Annotated in this window: 18 protein-coding genes; 12 read left to right on the forward strand and 6 right to left on the reverse strand. The window is 40.2% G+C overall.

Annotated features, from left to right (window positions below; genetic code table 11):
* Positions 1-3: 3 nt before the first annotated feature.
* From tnpA to LREU_RS00400, 5 genes are all read left to right on the forward strand, one after another.
* Positions 4-459, forward strand: coding sequence for an IS200/IS605 family transposase (tnpA, locus tag LREU_RS00380; RefSeq protein ID WP_011953362.1), 456 nt, complete (start codon positions 4-6; stop codon positions 457-459).
* Positions 460-586: 127 nt separating this feature from the next.
* Complete coding sequence (locus tag LREU_RS00385; protein WP_035164208.1) at positions 587-1,318, forward strand: gamma-glutamyl-gamma-aminobutyrate hydrolase family protein; 732 nt, start codon at positions 587-589, stop codon at positions 1,316-1,318.
* 5 nt (positions 1,319-1,323) lie between these two features.
* Positions 1,324-2,718: an APC family permease gene (locus tag LREU_RS00390; protein ID WP_003669609.1), complete on the forward strand. Its 1,395-nt coding sequence runs from the start codon at positions 1,324-1,326 to the stop codon at positions 2,716-2,718.
* A 471-nt stretch (positions 2,719-3,189) separates the two neighbouring features.
* The gene (locus LREU_RS00395) at positions 3,190-3,387 is read left to right on the forward strand and encodes a hypothetical protein (protein WP_003669611.1); all 198 of its coding nucleotides are present in this window, start codon (positions 3,190-3,192) and stop codon (positions 3,385-3,387) included.
* Positions 3,375-3,830, forward strand: coding sequence for a TetR-like C-terminal domain-containing protein (locus LREU_RS00400; protein ID WP_003669612.1), 456 nt, complete (start codon positions 3,375-3,377; stop codon positions 3,828-3,830). Before LREU_RS00395 ends, LREU_RS00400 begins: the two co-directional genes overlap by 13 nt.
* Before the next feature lie 64 nt (positions 3,831-3,894).
* On the opposite strand, the gene LREU_RS00405 is transcribed toward LREU_RS00400, so the two are convergent.
* Positions 3,895-4,299 (reverse strand): hypothetical protein, encoded by a 405-nt coding sequence (locus tag LREU_RS00405; protein WP_003665350.1) that lies wholly within the window; start codon positions 4,297-4,299, stop codon positions 3,895-3,897.
* Between the two features lie 138 nt (positions 4,300-4,437).
* Between LREU_RS00405 and asp1 the strand changes: the two genes are divergently transcribed.
* The 5 genes from asp1 (at position 4,438) to LREU_RS00430 (ending at position 12,681) form a co-directional block, all read left to right on the forward strand.
* Complete coding sequence (gene asp1, locus LREU_RS00410) at positions 4,438-5,979, forward strand: accessory Sec system glycosyltransferase Asp1 (protein WP_003669615.1); 1,542 nt, start codon at positions 4,438-4,440, stop codon at positions 5,977-5,979.
* A gap of 1 nt (position 5,980) precedes the next feature.
* Positions 5,981-7,483: a glycosyltransferase gene (locus tag LREU_RS00415; RefSeq protein WP_003669616.1), complete on the forward strand. Its 1,503-nt coding sequence runs from the start codon at positions 5,981-5,983 to the stop codon at positions 7,481-7,483.
* Between the two features lie 111 nt (positions 7,484-7,594).
* Positions 7,595-9,412 (forward strand): fibrinogen-binding adhesin SdrG C-terminal domain-containing protein, encoded by a 1,818-nt coding sequence (locus LREU_RS00420; protein ID WP_011953364.1) that lies wholly within the window; start codon positions 7,595-7,597, stop codon positions 9,410-9,412.
* A gap of 183 nt (positions 9,413-9,595) precedes the next feature.
* On the forward strand, positions 9,596-11,278 hold the full coding sequence (locus LREU_RS00425; RefSeq protein WP_003669620.1) for a glycoside hydrolase family 13 protein: 1,683 nt from the start codon (positions 9,596-9,598) through the stop codon (positions 11,276-11,278).
* Between the two features lie 17 nt (positions 11,279-11,295).
* Positions 11,296-12,681, forward strand: a complete 1,386-nt coding sequence (locus tag LREU_RS00430) for an SLC45 family MFS transporter (RefSeq protein ID WP_003669622.1) — start codon at positions 11,296-11,298, stop codon at positions 12,679-12,681.
* 77 nt (positions 12,682-12,758) lie between these two features.
* Here the strand turns inward: LREU_RS00430 and carB are convergent, their stop codons facing one another.
* The 5 genes from carB to rlmD form a co-directional block, all read right to left on the reverse strand.
* The gene (carB, locus tag LREU_RS00435) at positions 12,759-15,929 is read right to left on the reverse strand and encodes a carbamoyl-phosphate synthase large subunit (RefSeq protein ID WP_003669623.1); all 3,171 of its coding nucleotides are present in this window, start codon (positions 15,927-15,929) and stop codon (positions 12,759-12,761) included.
* Entirely contained in the window at positions 15,922-17,010 is a 1,089-nt protein-coding gene (carA, locus tag LREU_RS00440; protein ID WP_011953365.1) for a glutamine-hydrolyzing carbamoyl-phosphate synthase small subunit, read from the reverse strand. Before carA ends, carB begins: the two co-directional genes overlap by 8 nt.
* A gap of 381 nt (positions 17,011-17,391) precedes the next feature.
* Positions 17,392-18,765, reverse strand: coding sequence for an SLC45 family MFS transporter (locus tag LREU_RS00445; RefSeq protein ID WP_003669627.1), 1,374 nt, complete (start codon positions 18,763-18,765; stop codon positions 17,392-17,394).
* 159 nt (positions 18,766-18,924) lie between these two features.
* The gene (locus LREU_RS00450; RefSeq protein WP_003669629.1) at positions 18,925-19,935 is read right to left on the reverse strand and encodes a LacI family DNA-binding transcriptional regulator; all 1,011 of its coding nucleotides are present in this window, start codon (positions 19,933-19,935) and stop codon (positions 18,925-18,927) included.
* Positions 19,936-20,073: 138 nt separating this feature from the next.
* Positions 20,074-21,480, reverse strand: a complete 1,407-nt coding sequence (gene rlmD / locus LREU_RS00455; protein WP_003669630.1) for a 23S rRNA (uracil(1939)-C(5))-methyltransferase RlmD — start codon at positions 21,478-21,480, stop codon at positions 20,074-20,076.
* A gap of 255 nt (positions 21,481-21,735) precedes the next feature.
* Here rlmD and LREU_RS00460 point away from each other — a divergent pair, with 255 nt between their 5' ends.
* Together LREU_RS00460 and LREU_RS00465 are read left to right on the forward strand one after the other, a co-directional pair.
* Positions 21,736-22,308 carry an NADPH-dependent FMN reductase gene (locus LREU_RS00460; RefSeq protein ID WP_003669634.1) on the forward strand — a complete coding sequence of 191 codons (573 nt, stop codon included), beginning with the start codon at positions 21,736-21,738 and terminating at the stop codon, positions 22,306-22,308.
* On the forward strand, positions 22,308-23,558 hold the full coding sequence (locus tag LREU_RS00465; RefSeq protein ID WP_003669636.1) for an NAD(P)H-dependent oxidoreductase: 1,251 nt from the start codon (positions 22,308-22,310) through the stop codon (positions 23,556-23,558). The genes LREU_RS00460 and LREU_RS00465 overlap by 1 nt, the downstream gene beginning before the upstream one ends.
* Positions 23,559-23,560 lie beyond the last annotated feature (2 nt).

A 23,560-nucleotide genomic window follows, 5' to 3' on the forward strand; every position in this document is an offset into this window, starting at 1 on the left:
TTAATGGCAAAAGAAAAGATCCAAGACGCTATTTATACCCGTCGTTATGTCTATAATTTCCATTACCATTTAATCTGGGTAACTAAGTATCGCCACCAGGCTTTTTCAACTAAGGAACTGGTAGACGAAATGAAAGACATATTGCGAATGGTTGCAAAAGATAACGAAATTGTAATCGAAAAGATGGAAGTAATGCCAGATCATGTTCATGTACTGATCAGTTTTCCACCTAGCAAGGCGCCAACCAGCGCTATCAAAGCACTAAAGGGGCGTAGTGCATTTATCTTTCTCAAACGACATCCAGAAATTCGACAATCACAATATTGGGGTGGTCATTTATGGTCGCCTAGTTACTATATGAGCACGTTAGGTAATATGAGTAAAGATGTAGTGGAAAACTATATCAACAATCAAAAATACAATGCACTCCAAAAGAAAAAACGTCCAAATGGACGTTGAGTGAGCCTATCCATCCCATGACTAAAGTCACGGGATTTCCGGCTAAATATGATTAAAAAACGTTATTTACTTATTTTTTATAAACATTTATCATAAATCTTATGAAAATTAGGGAAGGAGAAAAATGATGACAAAACCGATTATTGGAATATCAGGCTCACGGATTATTGATCAACAAGGACCATTCCCCGGTTATCGCCGGAGCTATGTAAATGAAGATTATGTTAATGCAGTGATTCAAAATGGTGGAATTCCTTATATTATTCCATTTAATGAAGATCCAGAAGTGACAATTGCACAAGTTGCAACCGTTAACGGGCTTATTTTGTCTGGTGGCCATGATATCGATCCACGTCTATATGGCGAGGAATCATTGCCTCAGATTGGCGAGATTTGGCCACAACGGGATGCGTTTGACCTCTTATTGCTTAAAGAAGCGGAAAAACGCCATAAGCCAGTTCTAGGAATTTGCCGAGGAGCACAGTTGCTCAATGTCGCTCATGGTGGTTCGCTTTATCAGGATATTAGTTACCGTGACGAACCAACACTTAAGCATAGTCAGGGACACACTACTAACCTTGAAACCCAGACAATCATCCTTGCTTCTGACAGTTACCTTGCAAGCTTATTTGGTGAAGAGCAGCTGAGCGTTAATTCTTTCCACCACCAATTAATTAAAACAGTGGGGAAAGATCTTTATCCAGTTGCCAAAGCAAAGGATGGAGTAATTGAAGCAATTGAAAATGGGGATGGGTCAGTGCTTGGCGTTCAATGGCATCCAGAAATGCTTCATTCTAGTGATCAGCAAATGAATAAATTATTTAGTGATTTAATAACTAAATCAATGAAAGAAGGTTAACAAGCATGACAAAAACTAAATTAGGTTTTTGGTCAATCGTATTATTAGCGATCAATTCAATCATTGGGTCGGGGATTTTCCTGACACCGGGCTCGGTTGTTTCAATGGTTGGAACTAAGGCGCCACTTGCTTACTTTTTTGCGGCAATTTTTGCTTCAATCTTAGCCATCACGTTTGCGGCGGCAGCAAAATATGTAAATAAAAGCGGGGCGGCCTATTCTTATGCAAAGGCTGCATATGGTGAAAATATGGGCTTTTACATGGGAGTGGTGCGATTCTTCTCAGCATCTGTTGCGTGGGGAGTAATGGCTGTTGGGGTTATCCGGACTACCTTTTCAATTTTTGGCTGGAATCAATCGTTTGGCAATATCACCTTAGGATTTGTGGTGTTAATGCTGATTATCATGGTAATTAATATGATGGGAAGACGGATTTTTACAATCATCAATGACCTATCGACAGTCGGGAAATTAGGAGCTTTGGCATTAATTATTATTGCTGGAGTTATTATCCTTCTTAAGACTGGTGAAAATCATTTTAACGAACTTAATCATTTAACTGATAGTACGGGAAAGTCCTTGATTCCTGCGTTTACAACGTCTGGATTCGTTATGGCCGTTATTTCAGCATTCTATGCTTTTACTGGATTTGAAGCGGTAGCAACTGGTTCTGAAGATATGAAAGATCCAGAAAAAAACCTTCCACGAGCTATTCCTCTTGCTATCCTAGTCATTGCAATTGTCTATATTTGTACGATTGCAGTAGCGATGATGGTTAATCCTGCTGCAATGGTAACAACGAAGCAGGTAGTTGCCCTTGTTGCAATTTTTCATAATAAAGTTTTGCAAGATGTGATTTTAGTTGGTGCCATTATTTCAATGTTTGGAATTAACGTGGCATCATCCTTCCATACTCCCCGAGTTTTGGAAGCGATGGCTAACGAAAATCAAGTCCCCCAATTTATTGCGCGACGGACAAAACGGAACTTTCCGCTAGTATCCTTTATCATTACTTTAGTATTAGCGGTTGGAATCCCAATGGCTTTTCAATATAACTTGCCAACAATCATTGTGATTAGTGCAACGGTGCGTTTTTTTGAATTTATTGTTATTCCACTTGGGGTGATCCGATTTTATCGGGGAACAAATCGTGAGAAAATTTTACCAGCTCATAAAAATTTCTTTACTGATGTAATTTTGCCAATCCTTTCCGTTGTAATTACACTATTCTTATTAATGCGGTATGATTGGATTAGTGAGTTTAGTATTAATCGTGCAGGACATCTAATGCCAAATTGGTTTGCAATTTTTGGAATGGTTTTTGGATTTGTGATTTTACCGTTAATCTTATTCTGGTTAACGCGTCGTGAGCGAGCTGAAAATGATGAACGAGTAAAATAGAAGAATAGAAAAAACGCTCAATGACTGCACAAATCATTGAACGTATTACTTTAGGGAATAATAGTAGCCGATATCGCACATTATCTGCTACTAGTAAAATGTTAAGTCTAATTGAGGCGAATAACTAAAAACAATTATTGGCACCACCCTAGAAGAAAGAACAATTTAACTTTGGGAGTTTATTAGGATTTTTGTCCTTATTAAAATGAGAAAAAGTTAAGGACACTTTAGAAGTCATTAAGTAATAAAATTGATCTCTTCACGAATTGCTTTTGATGTTAAAGCTTCAATTCGTTGATATTTTACCAAGTAATTTATCAATAGTTAATAGTTTTACGAGATTATGCACTCACTGTGTACAAGGAACACCAAGAATATACTTTGTTCTAATAAGAGTGTTATTTTACTATATTTTTACTAATTGTTTATACTAAGATAATATAGTTTGGAGTTTATATAGGAGAAAAAAAGATGGATATTCGTAAAATTAATACGTTAAATAGAATTAAGGAAGGATTTATTACTGTTTTAGATACTAAAAAATTATCAGAATGTACTACTAATGATATTGTAGATAGCGCTGAAATTAGTAAAAAACTTTCTACAACTATTACCAAAATAAACAAGATCTTCTCCATGAAATTGAAAATGATCTATTGGGAGGTCTAAAAGAAGCTCTCGTAATTGATCGGGAGGAGCTAAAAGATGTCAAGCATTTACCAAGTGCAGACGAAATTAAGGAATTAGCAGAAGTGGCATTTAATCATACGTTGGCTTTTTGTAATGAAAATAAGCATGCGTTGTCAAATTTGCTTTCCTCAAATGGAGATATGCAGTTTTATCAAATGATTATTGAAGTAGCAAATAATGAATTTGATGCGCGAGTTCCATATTTGTTTGGGGATATAAATATTAAAGAAGCTAATGTAAAATCGTCATTGCCATTCTCATTTATTAAAACCCTCTATATCAATACAAGTGTTAATTTGTTAATGCTTTGGGGTGCCGCACCAGACTCTTTAAGCATTAATGAAATTAAGTCAATTGCAGGCTTGATTCAAACAAAATCACCAGTTGAATTGATTCAAATTTATAAATCATATTTAAACTAGAAAATGAGGAGCCGAAAATTTTTTCTCGGTCTCCTCATTTTTATTATCAAAAATTCTTTTTAAATTAATTGCCCTTCCAATAACGTGCCCGGGTAAGCAGTTCCCGTGAACGCTGGTCAGCTGGTCGATAACCCTTAGTAAATAGGTGTCGGAAGTACATCATATTATAGAAAAAGCCAAAGAAAACAGAAGGCCATGGGAATTGGAGCAGGGCATTAAGTCCAAAGAAAAGGGCTACCAAAGCATAATCGAGGGTTAATACAATCATTAAAATGAAATTATAGTAATCCGCGCGAAAAAGAGCTGGCAGTGGCCCGAACCAAAGAGTTGTCCAAGAAAAGCCGACTTTGGCGATTCGGATATCCCCCTGGTCATTAACGATTTTAGCGTAATTTGGTGGGAGGGGGAGATTGTTTAAGTTAAACGGATTTTGGTTATCATTATTGTTATTACCAAATGGGTTTTGCATATCTCGTCCACTTCTTTCTATAAATAATAATATTAACACATTGAGTGAGGGATAGGAAACGTCTCTATTAGGCTTTCAAGGAATGTTAACAATTATATGGTAAACTCAAAGCGATAACCATGAAAGGGGAAATCAAGGATGCTTTTTTTCCTAAACGATAATATTCAACGAAACAAATCAGGAATTGAGCATGCGCAAATTAAGCGTCTGCATCTGTTTGAAAAATATCATCAACCAGCTAAGATTGTTACCCGGCAATATTCGAATGAATTACACTTGGTAACAGCAGAAGCAGGGATTGATGATCGTAACTTTATTAACTTGTTTGATTATTTTCAAGAGGCTTGTGAGGTCCCGCAAAAGAATATTCGGATTAAAGATATTCCGGTTAACCCCCATTGGGAGCGCAAAGCTGATGGGATTAATTATAATTATTATCAAAATGGCAAACGTATTCTCTATATTCGTCGGCGCAGTGATACTGATCGGCGGGTAATTAATATTCAATATTTTGATCATTATGGAAAGCTTCTCAAAGTTAGTTGGTTTGACAGCCGCGGTTTTATCTCGGTCGAACAACTTTATGACTGGGATGGAAAAATGGCAACGGAAAACTATTACCGTCCAGATGGAACCTTAGCAATCCAGTTAGCCCACCAGCAGGATAAGCGGGGAAATGAAATTAAAACTTATCATCTCTTTAATTATCATGGTCATGACTACCAGTTTAGTGGATTCGACCAGTTAACCCGGTTCTTCCTTGATGAGCTGGTTGCTGATAAACAAATCTGTGGTGAAGGTCCGATTGGCTTTATCGTTGACCGGGTTTATGAATTAGGCTGGGCAGTTCTGCACATGAAACATCATGTTTTTCGGGTTCTCCAATTGCATAATGACCATGTCAATAATCCTGATGATATGCTTCATTCTCCCCTTAATTATAACTATGATTGGGGACTTAAGCACCTCCAAGATTGGGATGGGGTCATTGCCTTAACTCCGCAACAACAAGAAGATCTTCAAGACCGGTTTGGCAAGTTTGGTGTAAAGATCTACCGGATTCCTGGTCCGATTGTTCCGGCGGCAGTTATTGATAAGCGCCATGTTCCATTTAAAAAACGAACGAAGAAACAAGTTGTCATGGTCGCCCGCTTGTCTCCTGAAAAACAGCAAGATCACCTATTAAAAGCATGGCCACAAGTACTAGCAGCAGTTCCAGACGCCAAACTTGATTTTTGGGGTTATGCCAATGATGACTTTGACAAGACACTCAATAAAATTGTAAAAGAGGAAGGGATTAATAGTTCTGTGACCTTCCATGGGTATACAGATGACGTCAATTCGGTTTACGAAGATGCGCAATTACTTATTTTGCCAAGTCGAGCTGAAGGGTTACCACTATCTCTAGTTGAGGCCCAATCCCATGGTTTGCCGATTATTGCTAATGACATAAAATATGGTCCTTCAGATGTCGTTATTGATCGACAGGATGGATTGCTGACCAAGAACGGTGATATTGATGGACTGGCTCAAGCGATCATTCGCTTATTGCAAAATCAAGAGCAGTTAGCGCAGATGAGTGAAAATGCGTATGCTGATAGTGAGCGTTATTCTGAACCAAACGTGATGAAGCTATGGAATGAACTAGTTAATGACATGAAGGAAAAGGGAGAAGAGTAAAGTGTACTTTTTTGTAAATCAATACTTATTAAGTAGCAATTCCAGTGTTGAACACGCTGAATTAAAACGACTAGCCCTATTTAAAAAGCATGGGAGGAAAGCTAAATTGGTGACCCGTGACTTTGACCTCGTTCTTCATGATACAATCAAAAAATTTGGCTTAACTAACGACCAGATTGTTAATATGTATGATTTTTTTGCAAATACGACTGATTACCAAGGCGAAAAGCTCCATACTGAGGATTTGCCTTTACCAATTGACTATCAAGTAGGAACTGGAAATAACTATCGCGAAGTAAAAGACGGTGACCGACTCGTTTGCGAAGTTCACTTTGCGGCTGGAACGATTGGGCAAGTTAACCATGTTGATTACTTTGACATTGCTGGTAACATGACTCTTCGCCAACAATATGATATTCGTGGCTTTAAGGCAGCTGACGAATTCTTTGGTGAAGATGGACAAGAATATTACGCGCGTTATTATCGCCCAGATGGAGAAACGTATCTTGAACGGTATTTTGTAAAATCGGTTGAAAATACCCCCATTAATTCGCTGAATGTCTTACGTAATTATCAGGGGCAAGATCGCTTTTTTGATTCTTTAGAAGACCTCTTTATCTTCTTTTTAGATGAATTGAATAAGGCGAATGGCGAGAACAATGTGTTTATTGCTGACCGACCAGCTGTTGCGATTAAACCGGTTCAATCAATGATGACAAAAGCAAAGAAATTTTTGTGGCTTCCGATGAACCAGATTAACGATGGTCAGAACTTAATAAATGGTCCCTTAAATCCGATGTTGCAAGGTCCTGTTACTACGGATGCGGACAAGTGGGATGGTGTAATCGTCATGACTGCTAAACAAGCGGAGATTCTCCAGCAACAAATTCACAATACTGTGCCAATCTATGTAATTAATGGGAGCCCCGTTCTTGCTAACTATGCACGGATTAATGAAGCTGATCGGACACCGGGTCAATTGATTTACGTTGGAAGATTGGCAGAAGATAAGCAAACTAGTCAACTAATCAATATGTTTGCGCAGATTCATCAGCAAGTACCTGAAAGTAAGCTAACTTTCTATGGGTATGGCACTGGTGAAGATATGGATAACTATAAAAAACAGGTTAAAAGCCTTGGATTAGACGAGGCAATTGAGTTTGCCGGTTACCAAATATCATTAGATGAGGCATATGATCAAGCTCAATTATTTGTTGATGCAAGTCGAATCGATGCACAGCCATTAGCGATGGGCGAGGCCTTAAACCATGGGGTACCAGTGGTTTCTTATGATTACCTTTATGGACCACGTGAAATGGTAACTTCAGGTAAAAATGGCGAGATCATTCCTTTGAATAACCAGGGACAGTTCATTCAAACCGTTGTCAAATTATTACAAGACCAAGATAAACTGCAAAGCTTGAGTACTGGTGCCTATGACAATCTAGATGAATTGGCAGAAGAAAAAACTTGGAAGCAATGGCAACAACTATCAGCTATTTAGTCAAAATTGGTTATAATATATTCAGAAGACGAAAAGCAGAAAATAATCAAATGTTTTTGAAGCCTTTGGTCGTTATCCTTTGATAATCTAAAGACGGAAAATGAGGACGGAATGATGGATAATTATCAAGCAATGAATTTTTACTATGGACTTCTTAATTTGCGTGCCGGTTTTTTTAAGGCTGACTTATGCGAAATACTAATGGCGATCGCACAGAGCGTACCTGATAAAAATCGACAATCAGCAACGGCATACCATACTGTAGAAGAGAATTTAAGTCAAGACCGTGAACAATTGAAGCATGATCAAGTTGAATTTGGATCATTTTATGAAGATGGTCATATTTTACATAATGTCAAAATTAATACCCAATCAGACTTTTTCCTCGATCCGACCCGGGAAGATACCGTCAAGTGGCATGTTAGTTTCACGGTTGCTAAAGATGTCCGACCAGCCGATCAATTTACTATTCAGCTATCATCAAATTTGATGGTTGCGCCTAATGGTCATCCTGAAAAACCAGTTCCTGACTTTAGTGATCAAGATGGGGTTGTTATTGCGATGGGGGCCTATGACCGTGATAAGCACGAACTTGTCTATACTTTTACCAATTACGTAACCGAGCATCGCCAAATAATTGGTGAATTAGAGGGAGAATTAGCAATTGATCCACTCACAACTCCAGAGAACGAATTTGGCTTGGAATGTTTTATAAGTGTTGATGATCACCGAAAAGACTTTACGATTGATATCGACTATCCAGATCTTGCTAACGACATGTTTCTCGGGATTTCTAGCCGGATGATGCATTTTGATAAGGATCAGCAGCTCTTTGAGGACATTATCTATGTTAATCCAGCACAAAAAGACCTTAATCATGCCTATATTGTCTTTAACACGAGTGACCTAGTAGAAGAGTTATCTAATGCCGTAGTAAAACCGTCAACAATGCGGGTTGAGATTTATCGTAATTCACGGGGATTAAAATTACCTCAATCATATGGGGTAAACCTTCAGCGACTGCGGGATATTACTAATCGATTCCCGGTAGTGGAAGGCGATCACCTTGTCGAGGCACCTTATACAATGTCCTTTGCTGATAACAAGATGCGGTTGAATTTTGGTGCAGACCAGACTAATGATTCCTATATTATTAGGGTGGTTGGCCAATATAATGATGAGCTTGATGGAACAGTACGATTACGGGCTCGTTTATTTGGGATGGACCAGCAAAATGTTTATATGAGTAATTCTACGGCTGCAACAGCTACTGGCACTTCGATGGTCGCAAGTGGTCATGCTATTTCTAAGGAGAAGTTAGCGGAGGAGACAGCGGACACAACAGAAGACTTGAAGCAAGAAGAACCTTTTGAATCTTCAGCAATTGAAGGAGTGGCGGAAGATGTTGGTATTCCATCTGCTTCTGATAGTCAGGAACAGTTTACTAGTTCTCAAGCGGAAGAAGAGGAAATGCCGATCGAAGAAAACCAGGAAGATATCCCGATTAATGATGTTGCTGCAGAAGAGCAAGTTGAACCTCAAGAAGATTTCCCGCAAAGTGCAATTTCAGTTCCAGATGATGCAGCCGTTGAAGAAGAATCTGACTCATCAGCTTATATAATTTCATTTAATTCAAATGATGAAGAAGAGGCGACTGCTGCTGAACAAGAAGGAAATCAGGCGGAAGCTCCTACAGTCAGTGCAGCAGTTGGTGGGGATGAATTATCAATCTCCTTTGATATCACTCCGCAAGCGGCACCAGCAGAGACTAAAGAAGATCTAACAGAAGAAACTGAATCTTCAGATGGGAAAGAGGAGACAAGCGCAGCACCATTACCAATGCCAGGACGACGACCACCCCGCCGGCACAGTCGTTTTCAAAATACAACACGGTCGAATCATTCGTTGCGTCATTTGCGGAGATTCTAATAGAAAAAATAAAGTGTCAGGAGAGATTATCCTGGCATTTTATTTTTACTAAAATGTAATCGTTTACATAAAATGCTTGTAATTAAAAATATAGGTGTTAATATTTAATTAAAGTTAAGTAAACGTTTACATTAATAGTTAAAGTGAAAATTATAGTAGTTTTATGGAGAGAGGTTTTATTTTATGGAAAACAATCATTGGTGGAATAAATCGGTTGTTTATCAAATTTATCCCAAAAGTTTTCAGGATACCAATCATGATGGTGTCGGTGACCTTCGTGGAATAATTGATCGTCTTGATTACATTAAAAAATTAGGCGTTGATGTCATTTGGTTGAACCCCATTTATGAGTCGCCACAAGTTGATAATGGTTATGATATTAGCAACTATGAAGCAATTAACCCAACTCTTGGCAACATGGATGATTTTCAAGAATTGATTGATGGCATCCATGAACGTGGAATGAAATTGGTCATGGACTTAGTTGTTAACCATACTTCTGACCAACATGACTGGTTTAAGGAATCACGAAAGAGCAAAGACAATCCATATCGTGATTATTATATTTGGCGTGATGGTAAGAATGGTGAAGAGCCAAATAATTGGGGATCGTATTTCTCTGGAGCTGCTTGGAAATATGATGATGAATCCGGCCAATATTACCTTCATCTTTTTGCTCCAGAACAACCAGATCTAAATTGGGAAAATCCGAAAGTTCGGCACTCTGTTTATGACATGATGAACTGGTGGGCTGCGAAGGGTGTCGATGGGTTTCGGATGGACGTTATTAACCTAATTTCTAAGCCGGATGGATTGCCAGATGCTAACAAGAACGAAGATGAGAAATACGCCAATGTTGAGCCATTAGTATCAAATGGTCACCGCATTCATGAATTCTTACAAGAAATGAATAAGAATGTTATGAGTAAGCATAAAATGGTGACAGTTGGTGAAACACCGGGCGCTACACCGGAAGATGCCGAGAAGTATGCCAGTCTTGATAATAAGGAATTAAATATGATTTTCCAGTTTGAACATATGGGCCTTGATAGTAATCCTAATCCAGCCCTTGGCAAGTGGGATGATCGCAAGACGACCCTTAAAGACTTACGGGCAAACTTAACGAAGTGGCAAGAAAAATTGTATGGCAAGGCTTGGAACTCCCTTTATTGGAACAACCATGATCAGCCACGCGTTGTATCACGTTTTGGTAATGATCAGACGGAAGATTATCGAGTTAAATCTGCCAAGATGTTAGCGACTATGACCCATATGATGCAAGGAACGCCATATATCTATGAAGGGGAAGAAATTGGCATGACTAACGCCTATTTCCCAAAGCTTGAAGATTACGTCGACCTTGAATCGATTAATGCCTACCACCAACTTGTTGATGACCAACATTTACTTGATGGCAAGACAATGATGAAGTACATTGCAATTCATTCTCGGGATAATGCACGGACACCAATGCAATGGGATGATAGCGAATATGCAGGATTTTCCGACCATACCCCATGGGAAAAGGTTAATCCAAATTACAAGCAGATTAATGTCAAAGATGCATTAGCTGATAAGAATTCAATTTTCTATTACTATCAAAAATTGATTGAACTACGACACTCAATGCAGGTAATTACTAATGGAAAGTATGCGTTAGTTCCTGGTAATGAAGATGATGAACAGATCTTTGCATATACACGGCAAGATGATAACACTACTTTGTTGGTAATCTTGAACTATACTGATGAGACTGTTAACCGCCATTATAATGTGCCAGCTGATGCGAAGTTACTAATTAGTAATTATGAGGATGATCAAAATGATACTATCCGGCCATACGAAGCTAAGGTTTATCAATACTAGAGTGGGGATGAATAATCATGGATAAATCACTTTCGAATTCGAAACAAAAAGTTGAAACGAAGCAGGTTGATCTGGATACAGGAATGCCAGATTTACCAAAGAAAGAGCTATTTGCGATTACATTTGCTTTTTTGGGAATAAACATGGCTTTCTCACTGCAGAGTTCTCAGATGAGTCGGATTTGTCAAACGATTGGGGCAAATCCTAACAACCTTGGCTTCTTCTTCATTTTTCCACCATTGATGGGAATGATTGTGCAACCGATTATGGGGAAGATGTCAGATCGGATGTGGAATCGCTTTGGTCGCCGGTTACCATATCTACTGTTTGGGACACCAATTGCGGCATTAGTTTTGATTATGTTACCATTCTCTGGTTCCCTTGGTTTCGGCTATGGTTCAATGGCTGCGATGATTTATGCTGCGACGGCGGTATGTTTGATGGACTTATTTAGTAATATTTGCATGCAGCCATCACGGATGATTGTTGGTGACATGGTTAATAACAAGCAGAAGAACTTTGCTTGGTCATGGCAACAGGTCTTTTCTAATGGTGGGGGAATTTTAGCAACGATCTTGCCATTTATCTTTACGATGTTCGGGATGTCCAATACTGCTAAACGAGGAGTTGTGCCAAACACCGTTATCTGGTCATACCTTTGTGCAGCGGCGGTTCTCCTGTTTACTGGATTATGGACGGTCTTTAATGTTAAGGAATATGATCCGGAAACATATGCAAAATACCACCACATTGATCCCGAAGAACAAAATAAATCAGTCAGCCTTTGGAAATTGATTAAGACGGCACCGCGCGCTTTCTGGGAAATCAACTTGGTTCAATTGTTTAGCTGGTTTGCGATCATGTACGTTTGGACATACACGACTGGAACCTGTGCTCGTAATATTTGGCATACGTCTGATGTTACTTCTGCTGGTTATCAAGCTGCCGGTAACTGGTATGGGATTTTAACTGCTGTTTATAGTATTGCTGGTATTGTTTGGGGATTAATTTATGCCCATGCCAAGGCTGGCTCACGGAAGAAGTGGTACACATTTGGAATGATCGTCGGTGGTTTAGGGTTAGTCTGGATGACCTTTGTAACAACTAAGACTACTTCAATCATTGCAATGATCATGTTTGGGATTGGTAACTTCAGTATCAACACGATTCCATTTACCCTCCTTACTTCATCTTTGAACGGGAAAAATGAAGGTGCCTACCTCGGACTCTTCAACGTTGGAATCTGTGTACCGCAAATTGTTGCATCGTTATGTAGCTTCTTCCTCTTCCCACTTGTTGGTCACAATCAACCAATGATGCTTTTGCTTGGTGGCATCTCCCTTCTTATTGGGGCTTTAGCTGTCCAAGCAATTCATGAAGGGGTAACGGTTAAAGAAGCATAGCACTAATTAAATCTCTCCTTAAATATAGAATAGTTAAAAAGCGGGACTGGAAATCTATCCGGTCTCGCTTTTAATGATTATTTGATTGTTATTGCTTCCAAAGATTGATCTTCTTTAACGCGCAGCAACGCATTGACTGTATCAAGTGAGGTCATCAATGGTACGTTTTGCGCGATTGTACTTTGGCGGATCTGAAAGCCAAGTGAATCTTGTTCATAATCATGGCGCATGGTGTTGATAACAAGGTCGATCTGCCCGGCTTTTAGGAGGCAGTTGAGTTCATCGATATTGGATATTTCTTGATGAATGTGAATTCCGTTATCTTTAAAGTGCGATGCTGTTTGCGGGGTAGTGAAAACTTGGTAGCCAATCTGAGCAAACCGTTTTGCTAGTGGGAGAACTTCTTTTTCATCCCCGTTTTCAATCGTAAAGAGAATTTTACCATCGTTAGGGACTTGAATATGTGCGCCAGAAAAGGCTTTATGAAGTGCTTTTTCATAGGTGGTATCTGTCCCCATCACTTCGCCTGTCGATTTCATTTCTGGACTGAGGTAAGAATCAACGTTCGCTAACTTGTTAAAACTAAAGACAGGAGCTTTAACATGAATGGTTTGTGGTTCTGGATAAAGACCGTTAGTAAAGCCTTGATCAGCAAGGGACTGGCCAAGGATAACTCTGGTAGCGACTTGGGCCATTTCGATTCCCGTAATCTTGCTGAGGAATGGCACTGTTCGACTAGCTCGCGGATTAACTTCAAGGATGTACACCTCATGATTATGAACAATAAATTGGATGTTCATGATGCCGATACATTTAAGCGCAACTGCTAATTTTTCGGTAGCAGTAACGATTTGTCGTTTAATGTCATCATTAAAATGTTGTGGGGGATAAACTGCCATTGAATCTCCTGAGTGAACGCCCGCATGTTCAATATGTTCCATTATTCCAGGGATAAGGACGTCCTTTCCATCGCAAATTGCGTCTACTTCACATTCCCGTCCTTCAAGGTAGGCATCGATTAAAATAGGGTGATCAGCAGTAATGGAGGCGTTTTGTTGAAGGTATTGTTGCAGTTCTTCTTGATTATAAACAGTCTCCATGGCCTTACCACCGAGAACATAACTTGGACGAACAAGAACGGGATAGCCGATTTTTTCAGCCGCTTTGATAACGGCAGAGTGAGTAGTTGCGGTTAAACCGATTGGCTGCTTAAGATTTAGATCAGTGATAACTTGATCGAATACTTCTCGATCTTCAGCGGCATCAAGATCGTCAACGGTTGTTCCAAGAATATTAACCCCATTTTTAGCAAGACCTTCTGCTAAATTAATCGCTGTTTGTCCACCAAATTGCACGATCACGCCTACTGGTTGTTCGAGATCAATCACGTTTAGGACATCTTCAAGCGTGAGGGGCTCGAAATAGAGTTTATCTGAAACCGAGAAATCTGTCGAAACAGTTTCTGGATTCGAATTGATGACAATTGCTTCATAGCCAGCCCGTTGAATTGCCTTAACGCTATGAACGGTCGCATAGTCAAACTCAACTCCTTGACCGATCCGGATTGGCCCTGAGCCAAGGACAAGGATAGATGGCTTCTTTGTCCGTTGGCTTTCATTTTCATGGTCATATGCGCTGTAGAAATAAGGGGTTGAAGAAGCAAATTCAGCAGCACAGGTATCGATCATCTTATATACGGGGAGAACTTCATTTTGTTTTCGGAATTTCCGAACTTCTTGTGAGGAAGTATGCCAAAGGCGGGCAATTGTTGCATCGCTAAAGCCGTATTTTTTGCTGGTTATCAGTGTTTCCACATCAAATGGCTTGGTACTAAGATCGTCTTCAAGTTCCACCAAGTGTTTGACGATATCGAGGAAATAAGGGGAAATCTTAGTTAAGTCATGAGTTTGCTGAAGGGAGTACCCACGCCGAAATGTTTCTGCTAAATAAAATAACCGATCATCTTGGGGATAACGTAACTTCTTTTCAAGCATATCTGTTGGCGCATGATGAGCTTCTGCTGAAAAGAGGTCTTTTTCATCAATTTCAAGTGAGCGGACAGCCTTATGGAGAGCTTCCTCAGCTGTCCGACCAATTGCCATTACTTCTCCCGTGGCTTTCATCTGGCTGCCCAGGTGTCGATCAGCCTGAGTAAACTTATCAAACGGCCAGCGGGGAATTTTGCAGACAACATAGTCAAGTGCCGGTTCAAATTCAGCAAAAGTCGTCTTGGTAACGGGATTCTTAATTTCATCGAGGGTAAGGCCAACCGCAATTTTAGCAGCCATTTTAGCGATTGGATAACCCGTTGCCTTCGAAGCAAGAGCAGACGAACGGGAAACCCGTGGATTAACTTCGATAACGTTATACTGGAAACTTTGCGGATCAAGGGCCAGTTGGACGTTACATCCCCCTTCGATTTTGAGGGCACGGATCAGCTTGAGCGCGCAATCACGGAGCATCTGGTATTCGCGATCACTAAGGGTCTGATTAGGGGCAAATACGATGGAGTCACCGGTATGAATTCCCACTGGGTCAAAGTTTTCCATACAACAAACGACCATTACATTGTCAGCTGCATCCCGCATTACTTCAAACTCGATTTCCTTATAACCAGCGATTGACTTTTCAATTAAACATTGGGTGACGGGGGATAATTCCAAGCCATTCTTGGCAACGGTACGCATTTCTGCATCATTATGGCAGATCCCACCGCCTGTACCACCCATGGTAAAGGCTGGACGGACGATTACTGGATATCCACATTGGTGTGCGAATTCGACTGCTTCATCAACAGTATTAACTGTCTGCGAGGCGGGAACAGGTTCACCAAGTTCATTCATTAATTCCTTAAATTTTTCGCGGTCTTCTGCTTCATCAATCGAATCCAGCTTAGTTCCAAGAAGTTCAATTCCTAATTCGTCAAGGAGACCAGTTTCAGATAAAGAGACAGCTAAGTTGAGGCCGATTTGTCCGCCAAGGGTTGGTAAAATTGCATCGGGATATTCTTGACGGATAATTCGAGAGAGGGATTCAACCGTTAATGGTTCGATGTAGACATGATCAGCAATTTCCTTATCAGTCATGATTGTTGCTGGATTAGAATTAACAAGGATGGTTTCGTATCCTTCTTCGCGGAGGGCAAGACAAGCCTGCGTGCCAGAATAATCAAATTCAGCTGCTTGGCCAATAATAATAGGACCAGACCCGATGACAAGAATTTTATGAATATCAGTTCGTTTAGGCATAGGTGAGGACCTCCTTATTACTGTCAATTAATGCCATGAATTTATCAAAAAGCTGTTCAGCATCGTGGGGTCCTGGCGCAGCGTCTGGATGGAACTGAACGGAAAATGCAGGATACTTTGAATGCTGGAGTCCTTCAACCGTGCCATCGTTCACTTCAAGGTGGGTGATTTGGAGGTCAGTATCATCAATGGAGGATGGATCAACCGCAAAGCCATGATTTTGGGAGGTGAATGCGATCTTTCCTGTTTGGAGATTACGGACGGGATGATTAAAACCGCGGTGACCAAATTTCATCTTATAAGTTTTGGCACCATTAGCTAGGGCAAAGATTTGATGGCCCATGCAAATGCCGAAAATGGGAAGATGTTTTTCTAATTCCGCGACGGTTGCAGCTGCGTCTGTCATTTCAAGCGGATCACCAGGCCCGTTGGAAAGGAGGATACCGTCTGGATTGAACGCCATTATTTCACTGATCGAGGTGTTATAAGGAAGGACAATTGCATTGCAGTTTCTTTTATTTAATTCACGGAGAATGCTATTTTTCATCCCGAAGTCAAGAACAACAACAGTTCGCTTAGTTCCCGGATTAGCGTAGGATTCCTTAGTAGATACTTTGCTAATAATGTTCTGGGTTGGCGAAGTTTGTTTTAACTGTTCAATCTTATCTTTAATATCGGTAATATTATCGGTCATAATTCCGCGCAATGTTCCATATTGACGAAGCTTACGGACTAGTTCACGTGTATCAATTCCTTGGAGGCCAGGAATGTGGTGCTTTGCTAAGAAATTAGGGAGTGAGTCGGTCATGCGCCAGTTGCTGGGAACACGAGCAACATGATGACAAATTACGCCCTTGATTTGAGGATACAATGTTTCGTTATCTTCACTATTAATCCCATAGTTGCCAATGAGGGGATTGGTAAAGACTAAAATCTGATTGGCAAATGATTGATCGGTAATTGCTTCTTGATAGCCGACCATCCCTGTTGTGAAGACAACCTCACCAAGAGTTGCCTTGGTAGCGCCAAAACCCTCGCCGGTATAGACAGTACCATCTTCTAGAATTAAATATCGTTTCATGAGTTTCATCCTTTCTTGCAAAACCCTTCCACTGATCACATAAACTAGTTGCACGTTGTAAAAAAGTTTAATAAAAAACGCTTAAACCATTGGTAATGGGCTTAAGCGTATACGAAAAATTGAATATATATGTATGATTCAATGTTAGTAATACAACGCTGCCCTTGTTAGCCTCACGGGACCAAATTAAAGGATAATGATTGATACTAAACTACTGTAATTTTATGCTTTTGTCAAGTTATTAATGAATTTTTATGCAAAAAATATGTTTATTATAAACAAAAAACTGCATAAAGACTTTTAGGTATTATAACAAATCTTATTTAAAATAAAAGTAGAGTCTGCAAATTTTGTCTGCAAACTCTACTTTATTTAGAATAATTAGGCTTGGTAAGTTTCCTTGATAAAGAGAACTGAAATTGCACCTAAGAGGGCAGAAATACCGGTAACAAGCATCATGTTGACTTGGGAACTACCAAGTAATGGGAAGAGACCAAAACTAAGTAGTGAGGCAACCATTTGTGGTACACAGATTGAACCATTAAATAGGCCAAGGTAAGTACCCATGTGTTTACCAGATAAGGCATTTGTAACCATTGTTAATGGGTAAGTGTTCATTGAAGCCCAAGCAATTCCGATCAAAACGAAGGAGAAGATAAGGGCGTTTTGTGAATGGATAAAGAAGATTGATGTGTACCCAATAGCCCCGAGCAAAAGACTGAAAGCATAGCCAGCTTTGTGGTGGTTATTAGGAACTTTAGCCAAAACATATGACCACACAACTGCCGCAATTGATTGAACCGCAGTCATAACACCGTACCAGTTACCAGCAGCTTGGTAGGCAGCAGAAGAAGCATTCGTGGTTAACCAAACATTCTTAGCGATGGCCCCAACCGCATAAGTTGAAAGGTATTGGAAAGAGAACCAGCAGAAGAATTGAACTAATGCGACATTCCAAAATACCCGTGGAGCATGCTTTAAGAGGGTAAACCAGTTTCCGCCTTTTTTATTATCTTCCTCTGAAATGCCATGGTAACGAGCATAAGTTGCGGGATCATATTCGTGAACCCGGAAGATAGTAAAGAGACAGGTGATGACTAAAATAACAGCGCCAACGTAGAACGAAATTACAACTGATTGGGGAACGACACCCTTTTTAGCAGTGTTTGATACACCCCACCATGTCAAAAGGAATGGGAAAATGGCTGCTAAAACGGCACCAGTATTACAAATTAAACTTTGGATCCCGTATGCATAACTCTTTTGGTCATCATTAACCATATCACCAACCATCATCTTGAATGGCTGCATTGCCATATTTGATGAAAGATCAAGGAAGGCAACGGTAATAGCCCCAAACCAGAGGGCTGCTAACGAACCGTATCCAAAGCCGAAACTTCCTGAATTAGGCAGTAAAATCATAACGATGACGGCAATGACCATCCCAATTAACAAGTAGGGAAGACGCCGACCACCAAGCTTGGGCGCCCATGTTCGGTCAGAGTAATAACCAATGATTGGCTGCACGATCAATCCTGCAAGTGGTGGAAGTAAGAAGAACCATCCCAAATTATTAGGATTAGCACCAATTGTTTGGAAAATCCGGCTCATTTGCGAACCTTGTAACGTAAAGGCGATTTGAACCCCAAGGAAACCAAAGTTAATCATCCAGATGGTACTCTTTGGTAAGATTGGTAATCCAGTCGTCGAAGTTTCTTGGTCTTGGTTAAGTACAACAGACTCATCTTGACTCATGAAAAACAACTCCTAACGAAAAAATGTATAAAATAATTGCAATTCGAGCTGGTGTAAGCTCTTACACGATTAATATAACAAACTTATTCTTTTTGTGCAACCGCTTGCAAAAAAGAATGATAAAAAGTCGCGGTTTGTTTCAATTAAAATCGCGACTTTCTAATATTCTAATGATTTTTCGCTTAGGAGTCTTACGCTATTTCGCGGTGTGATATGGACTGGGATAAATTGTGAGTCATCATCGTTCAATAGGCTCCTAACTGCAATGAGTCCCATTTGATAAAAGTCCTGGGTTACGCTTGTAATAGTTGGAATGGTGATATCACAGAGAAAAGTCCCATCGATACTAATAAATGATAGGTCTTTCGGAATATCAAGGCCTAGTAAATGAGCCTCTCTGATCATGCCCACGGCCACCATATCACTAGCTGTGATGATCGCGTCAAGATCCTTATTCATTAGTGTTTTGAGCATGTTTTGTTGAGGACCAAAACTGTAATCGCCATATTCAACCCATTCCATATGAGGAATCAAGCCGTGTTCAGTCAGTGACCGTTGGTAGCCATGAAGTCGCTGCTTTCCAGTTGAAGAACGATCAATGCCGGCTAATCCAATTCGGGAGTGTCCGCGTTCAATTAAATAGTTAGCGGCTGAATAACCAATTTCCTCGTTATTTGAACTTGTAAATTTAAATCCAGTATACCGGGGATCATCTTCATCATAGACCGATACTAACCGGCAAGGAGTATTACTTTCTCGTAGGGTGCGAGCGGCTTGTTCATCGAGGGAAGTTGCGACTAGCAGAATACCGGCAACGTGTCGTTCGAGGGCAACGCTAATTGCTTGATTAAGCAGTCGGGCATCATGGTTCCCGGCGTAAAGAATAAACATTTGGTAACCAGCTTTATCTGTTTCTGCTTGAATAGCAGCGATGATATCATTTGAAAAATTCGTTTGAGTATTATTTAAGATGACGGCAATTAACATACTGCTGTTGGCAGCTAATTCAGCCGCTGCGAGGTTTTTCTTGTATCCTAGTTCTTTAGCGATTGCTTCAATCTTAGCCGCAGTTTCGGGACGGTAGGATTTCGCTTTTTTGGATAAAACACGAGAAACGGTGGCCGTTGAAACATGGGCCCGTTGAGCAATATCTTTAATTGTTGGCTTCATAATCGGGCTTCCTTTATTATTTTCCTTATTAAATCTATTATAAGAAAATAACAGCTCTTTGTAAACGTTTTCAATCAGGGCTTAATCATTATTTAAAACAAAAATAGGCCGAAAGAAAAATTCTTCCAGCCTACATAGCTATTCTTTATTTCCGTTTCGTAATGATAATTTCACGACTGCCTCACAGCGTGCTGTTTGGGGCATCATGTCAATTGGTTGAATGTAGTCAACGTGATAGACACTAGTTAACCGCCGTAAGTTGCGGGCGAGAGAAGCCATCCCACATGAGACGTAGGCAAACTTTCGCGGCTTAACTTTTAAGATTTGCTTGATTAATTGATCATCTAACCCGGTTCGCGGAGGATCAACAACAAGGGCATCAAAGTTGAGTCCTTCTTTTTGCCAGCGGGGAAGAACTTCTTCTGCTTTGCCGACTTCATATTTAGCGTTAGTGATATTATTTAGCTTGGCATTTTCGTTCGCATCAGCCACTGCTTCGGGGATGATTTCCATTCCGCGAACAGCTTTCACCCGCGATGCAAGTGAAAGACCGATTGTCCCGATCCCGGCATATGCATCAATTAAGGTATCATCTTGGTCTAGTTCAAGGGCCTTAGAAGCTTCTTCGTACAATACCTCTGTTTGTTCAGGATTTAGTTGTAAGAATGAACGTGCTGAGAGTTTAAAATCAAGCCCCATCAAGCTTTCAAGGATTGAATCTTTTCCAGCGAGGTGGATCATTTTATCACCCCAAACTAAGGGTGTATCACCTGGGTTAACGTTTTGCATAACTGAAACAACTGCTGGTAGTTCTTTTTCAATGCGTTCAAGCAATTCGCGTTTGTGAGGAAGTTTAGCAGAATTAGTAATGAAGGTTAATTGGACTTCCCCAGTTGACCATGATTCCCGAACGGCTAAGGTCTTGACGATACCGCTATTGTGCTTTTCATCATAAACCGGGATTTGCAAGTCTTCGATCATCTTTGTAACGGCGCGAACTGTCTCCATTGTACGGGGCATTTGAACAGCACAAGTCTCCATATCAACAAGGGTATGACTGTTTGGTTGGTAAAGACCGGCTGCCACTTTGCCGTTGACCATCCGCACCTGGAATTGGGCCTTGTTACGGTAACCGTATTCTTCAGGGGCTGCAATAGTTGGGCGAACATCGTAATTACGGTAGCCGTATGGTTGAAACTTTTCGAGACTATCGATGATTACTTGCCGTTTAAACTTTAATTGTTGTTGGTAAGCGAGGTTTTCAAGTTCAAAACCACCAGCGATATCAGCGTACTCATCTCGTGGCGTTACCCGATCCCGACTCTTTTTCCGGATCCGGTGAATTTTAGCTTCAAGGTAGCGCGGGAGAACGCGTGTAACTTCCGCGACCACGACTTCATTTGGCAGGGCACCAGGGACGAAACATACCTTGTGCTTATAGTAGCCGATTCCGTGCCCGTTAACGCCAAGGCGACGAATCGTGAGGGGGAATCGTTTCCCAACCCATACATCAACATCTTGTTCATGTTGTTTAGTTTGTGTCATATTATTTCTCCGTTCTATTAATTCAATGTGTTGACTATTTTAGCACATCTCTAAATACCACTGGACAAATATGTCAGAGATGAAAAATCGCGTAATTAATTTTCGGAATGATAACTTAGCCAAACTTATAGTCAATTATTATGGAAATAGTCAATTAAGTGTGCATATTACTAATAATATGTTTTTTGAACGAGTAAAATATAGTAGAATAACAATGTGAAATGTTGCATAAATAACTTAAAGGAAGTGACACGTTTGAAAATTGCTGCAATTGCCGGGTCAAATGCTAATCATTCATACAACCGGATGTTATTAGAATTTATTGCCCGTCATTTTAGTGATGATGATATTGATGTGATTGATATTCGTCAAGTGCCAATGTTTAATGAAAATTATAAGGGAAAGATTCCTGAGGCTGTTGCTGATATTGATCGTCGTGTTTCAAGCGCCGATGCTGTTATCATTGCCAGCCCAGAATACAACCACTCTGTTACCTCTGCTTTAAAGTGTGTAATTGAATGGCTTTCCTATGAAGTTCATCCATTAGAAAATAAGCCAGTCATGATCATCGGTGCTTCTACCCATGACCAAGGCTCATCCCGTTCTCAAGTTCAATTACGAGATATTTTGATCTCACCAGGTGTTAATGCTTATATTTTCCAAAACGAAGAGTTCTTTATGAGTGATGCCGCTAATATCATTGATAAAGATGGTGACATTACTAACGAAACGACTATTCATTTCTTAGAAAAATGTATGCGTGAATTCAAACACTACGCCAAGGCAATCAATCGTATGGTTGCTGAAAAGAAGGAGGCGAAGAAGTAATGAAAATCCTTGCTTTAGTTGGAACTAATGCCAATTTCTCATATAACCGGATTTTGCTTAAATACATGAAAAAGCACTTCCGTCAAATGGCTGATATTGAAATTGCTGAAATTAGCCAATTGCCACCATTTAGCGTTGATGCCCCTCTTTCTGAACAAACAGAGGTATGGAAGTTAAAGCAAAAAGTTAAGGCTGCAGACGGAGTTATCTTCTCAACTCCTGAATATGACCATGGGATTCCAGCGGCCTTAAAGAGTACAGTAGAATGGCTTTCTTACAAGACTGATGTATTAAAACGCAAGCCAGTTATGGTTGTCGGTGTATCTTATGGACGCCAAGCTTCTGCAAGATCTCAAGTTCAAATGCGGCAGATTCTGGTTTCTCCTGATTGTGATGCTAACCTATTACCAGGAAATGAAGTTCTGATTGGTAATGCTAGTCATTCCTTCTCCAAAGACGGTCGGTTAATTAATGCCGAAGCACGTGATAACCTTGAAAACTGCTTTACCCATTTTGTGGAATACATTCAAATCTTTGAAAATGCAAATAAGGAGGGACTGGATATGTCCGTTAAACAACCAACGATCAGTGAAGCTTACATTAATTTCCCTACTGGTCGGTTGACATTAAAAGAAGTTCAACAAATCTTCAGTACAATCCCATTTGAAATTGACTTAATTGACAGTACTGACCATTTCGCATGGTTCTCTGACAAGCCAAATCGGGAACACGTTCGGAATGTAGCTTCTCTCGGGGAAACTGTTCAAGAATGTCATCCACCGTTGGCTGTTCCGGCTGTTATGAAGATTATTAACAGTTTCCGGAATGGTGAAAAAGACGTTGTTACCCGTCCATTATGGATGAATGGTCACCGTTCATTGATTCAATACTACGCTTTACGTGATGTTAATGGTCATTACCTTGGAACCATCGAATTTACTGGTAGTGTGGAATACATTCTTAACCTCTTCGAAAATGGTGCATGGAGTACTGATGGTAACACTGGTGCATCTAAGCATGAGAATGCTAATGACAACAGTGAAGAAGCTGACAGCGTTGATGCATCAACTGGTGCTTCAGAATCAAGTGATGATGATAACGCCGACAGTGTTAGTGAAGTGGTTGCAACCCCAGCACCAGCAGCAAACGATGATACTGATGCGGACGCTACAACAGGCGTATCAGATGCAGGCAGCGTAGACGCAAATGATGATGAGGCAGATGCGACAACAGGTGCATCCGAGAACTAATT

It is taken from the genome of Limosilactobacillus reuteri subsp. reuteri, assembly GCF_000016825.1.
Classification (GTDB): Bacteria; Bacillota; Bacilli; order Lactobacillales; family Lactobacillaceae; genus Limosilactobacillus; species Limosilactobacillus reuteri.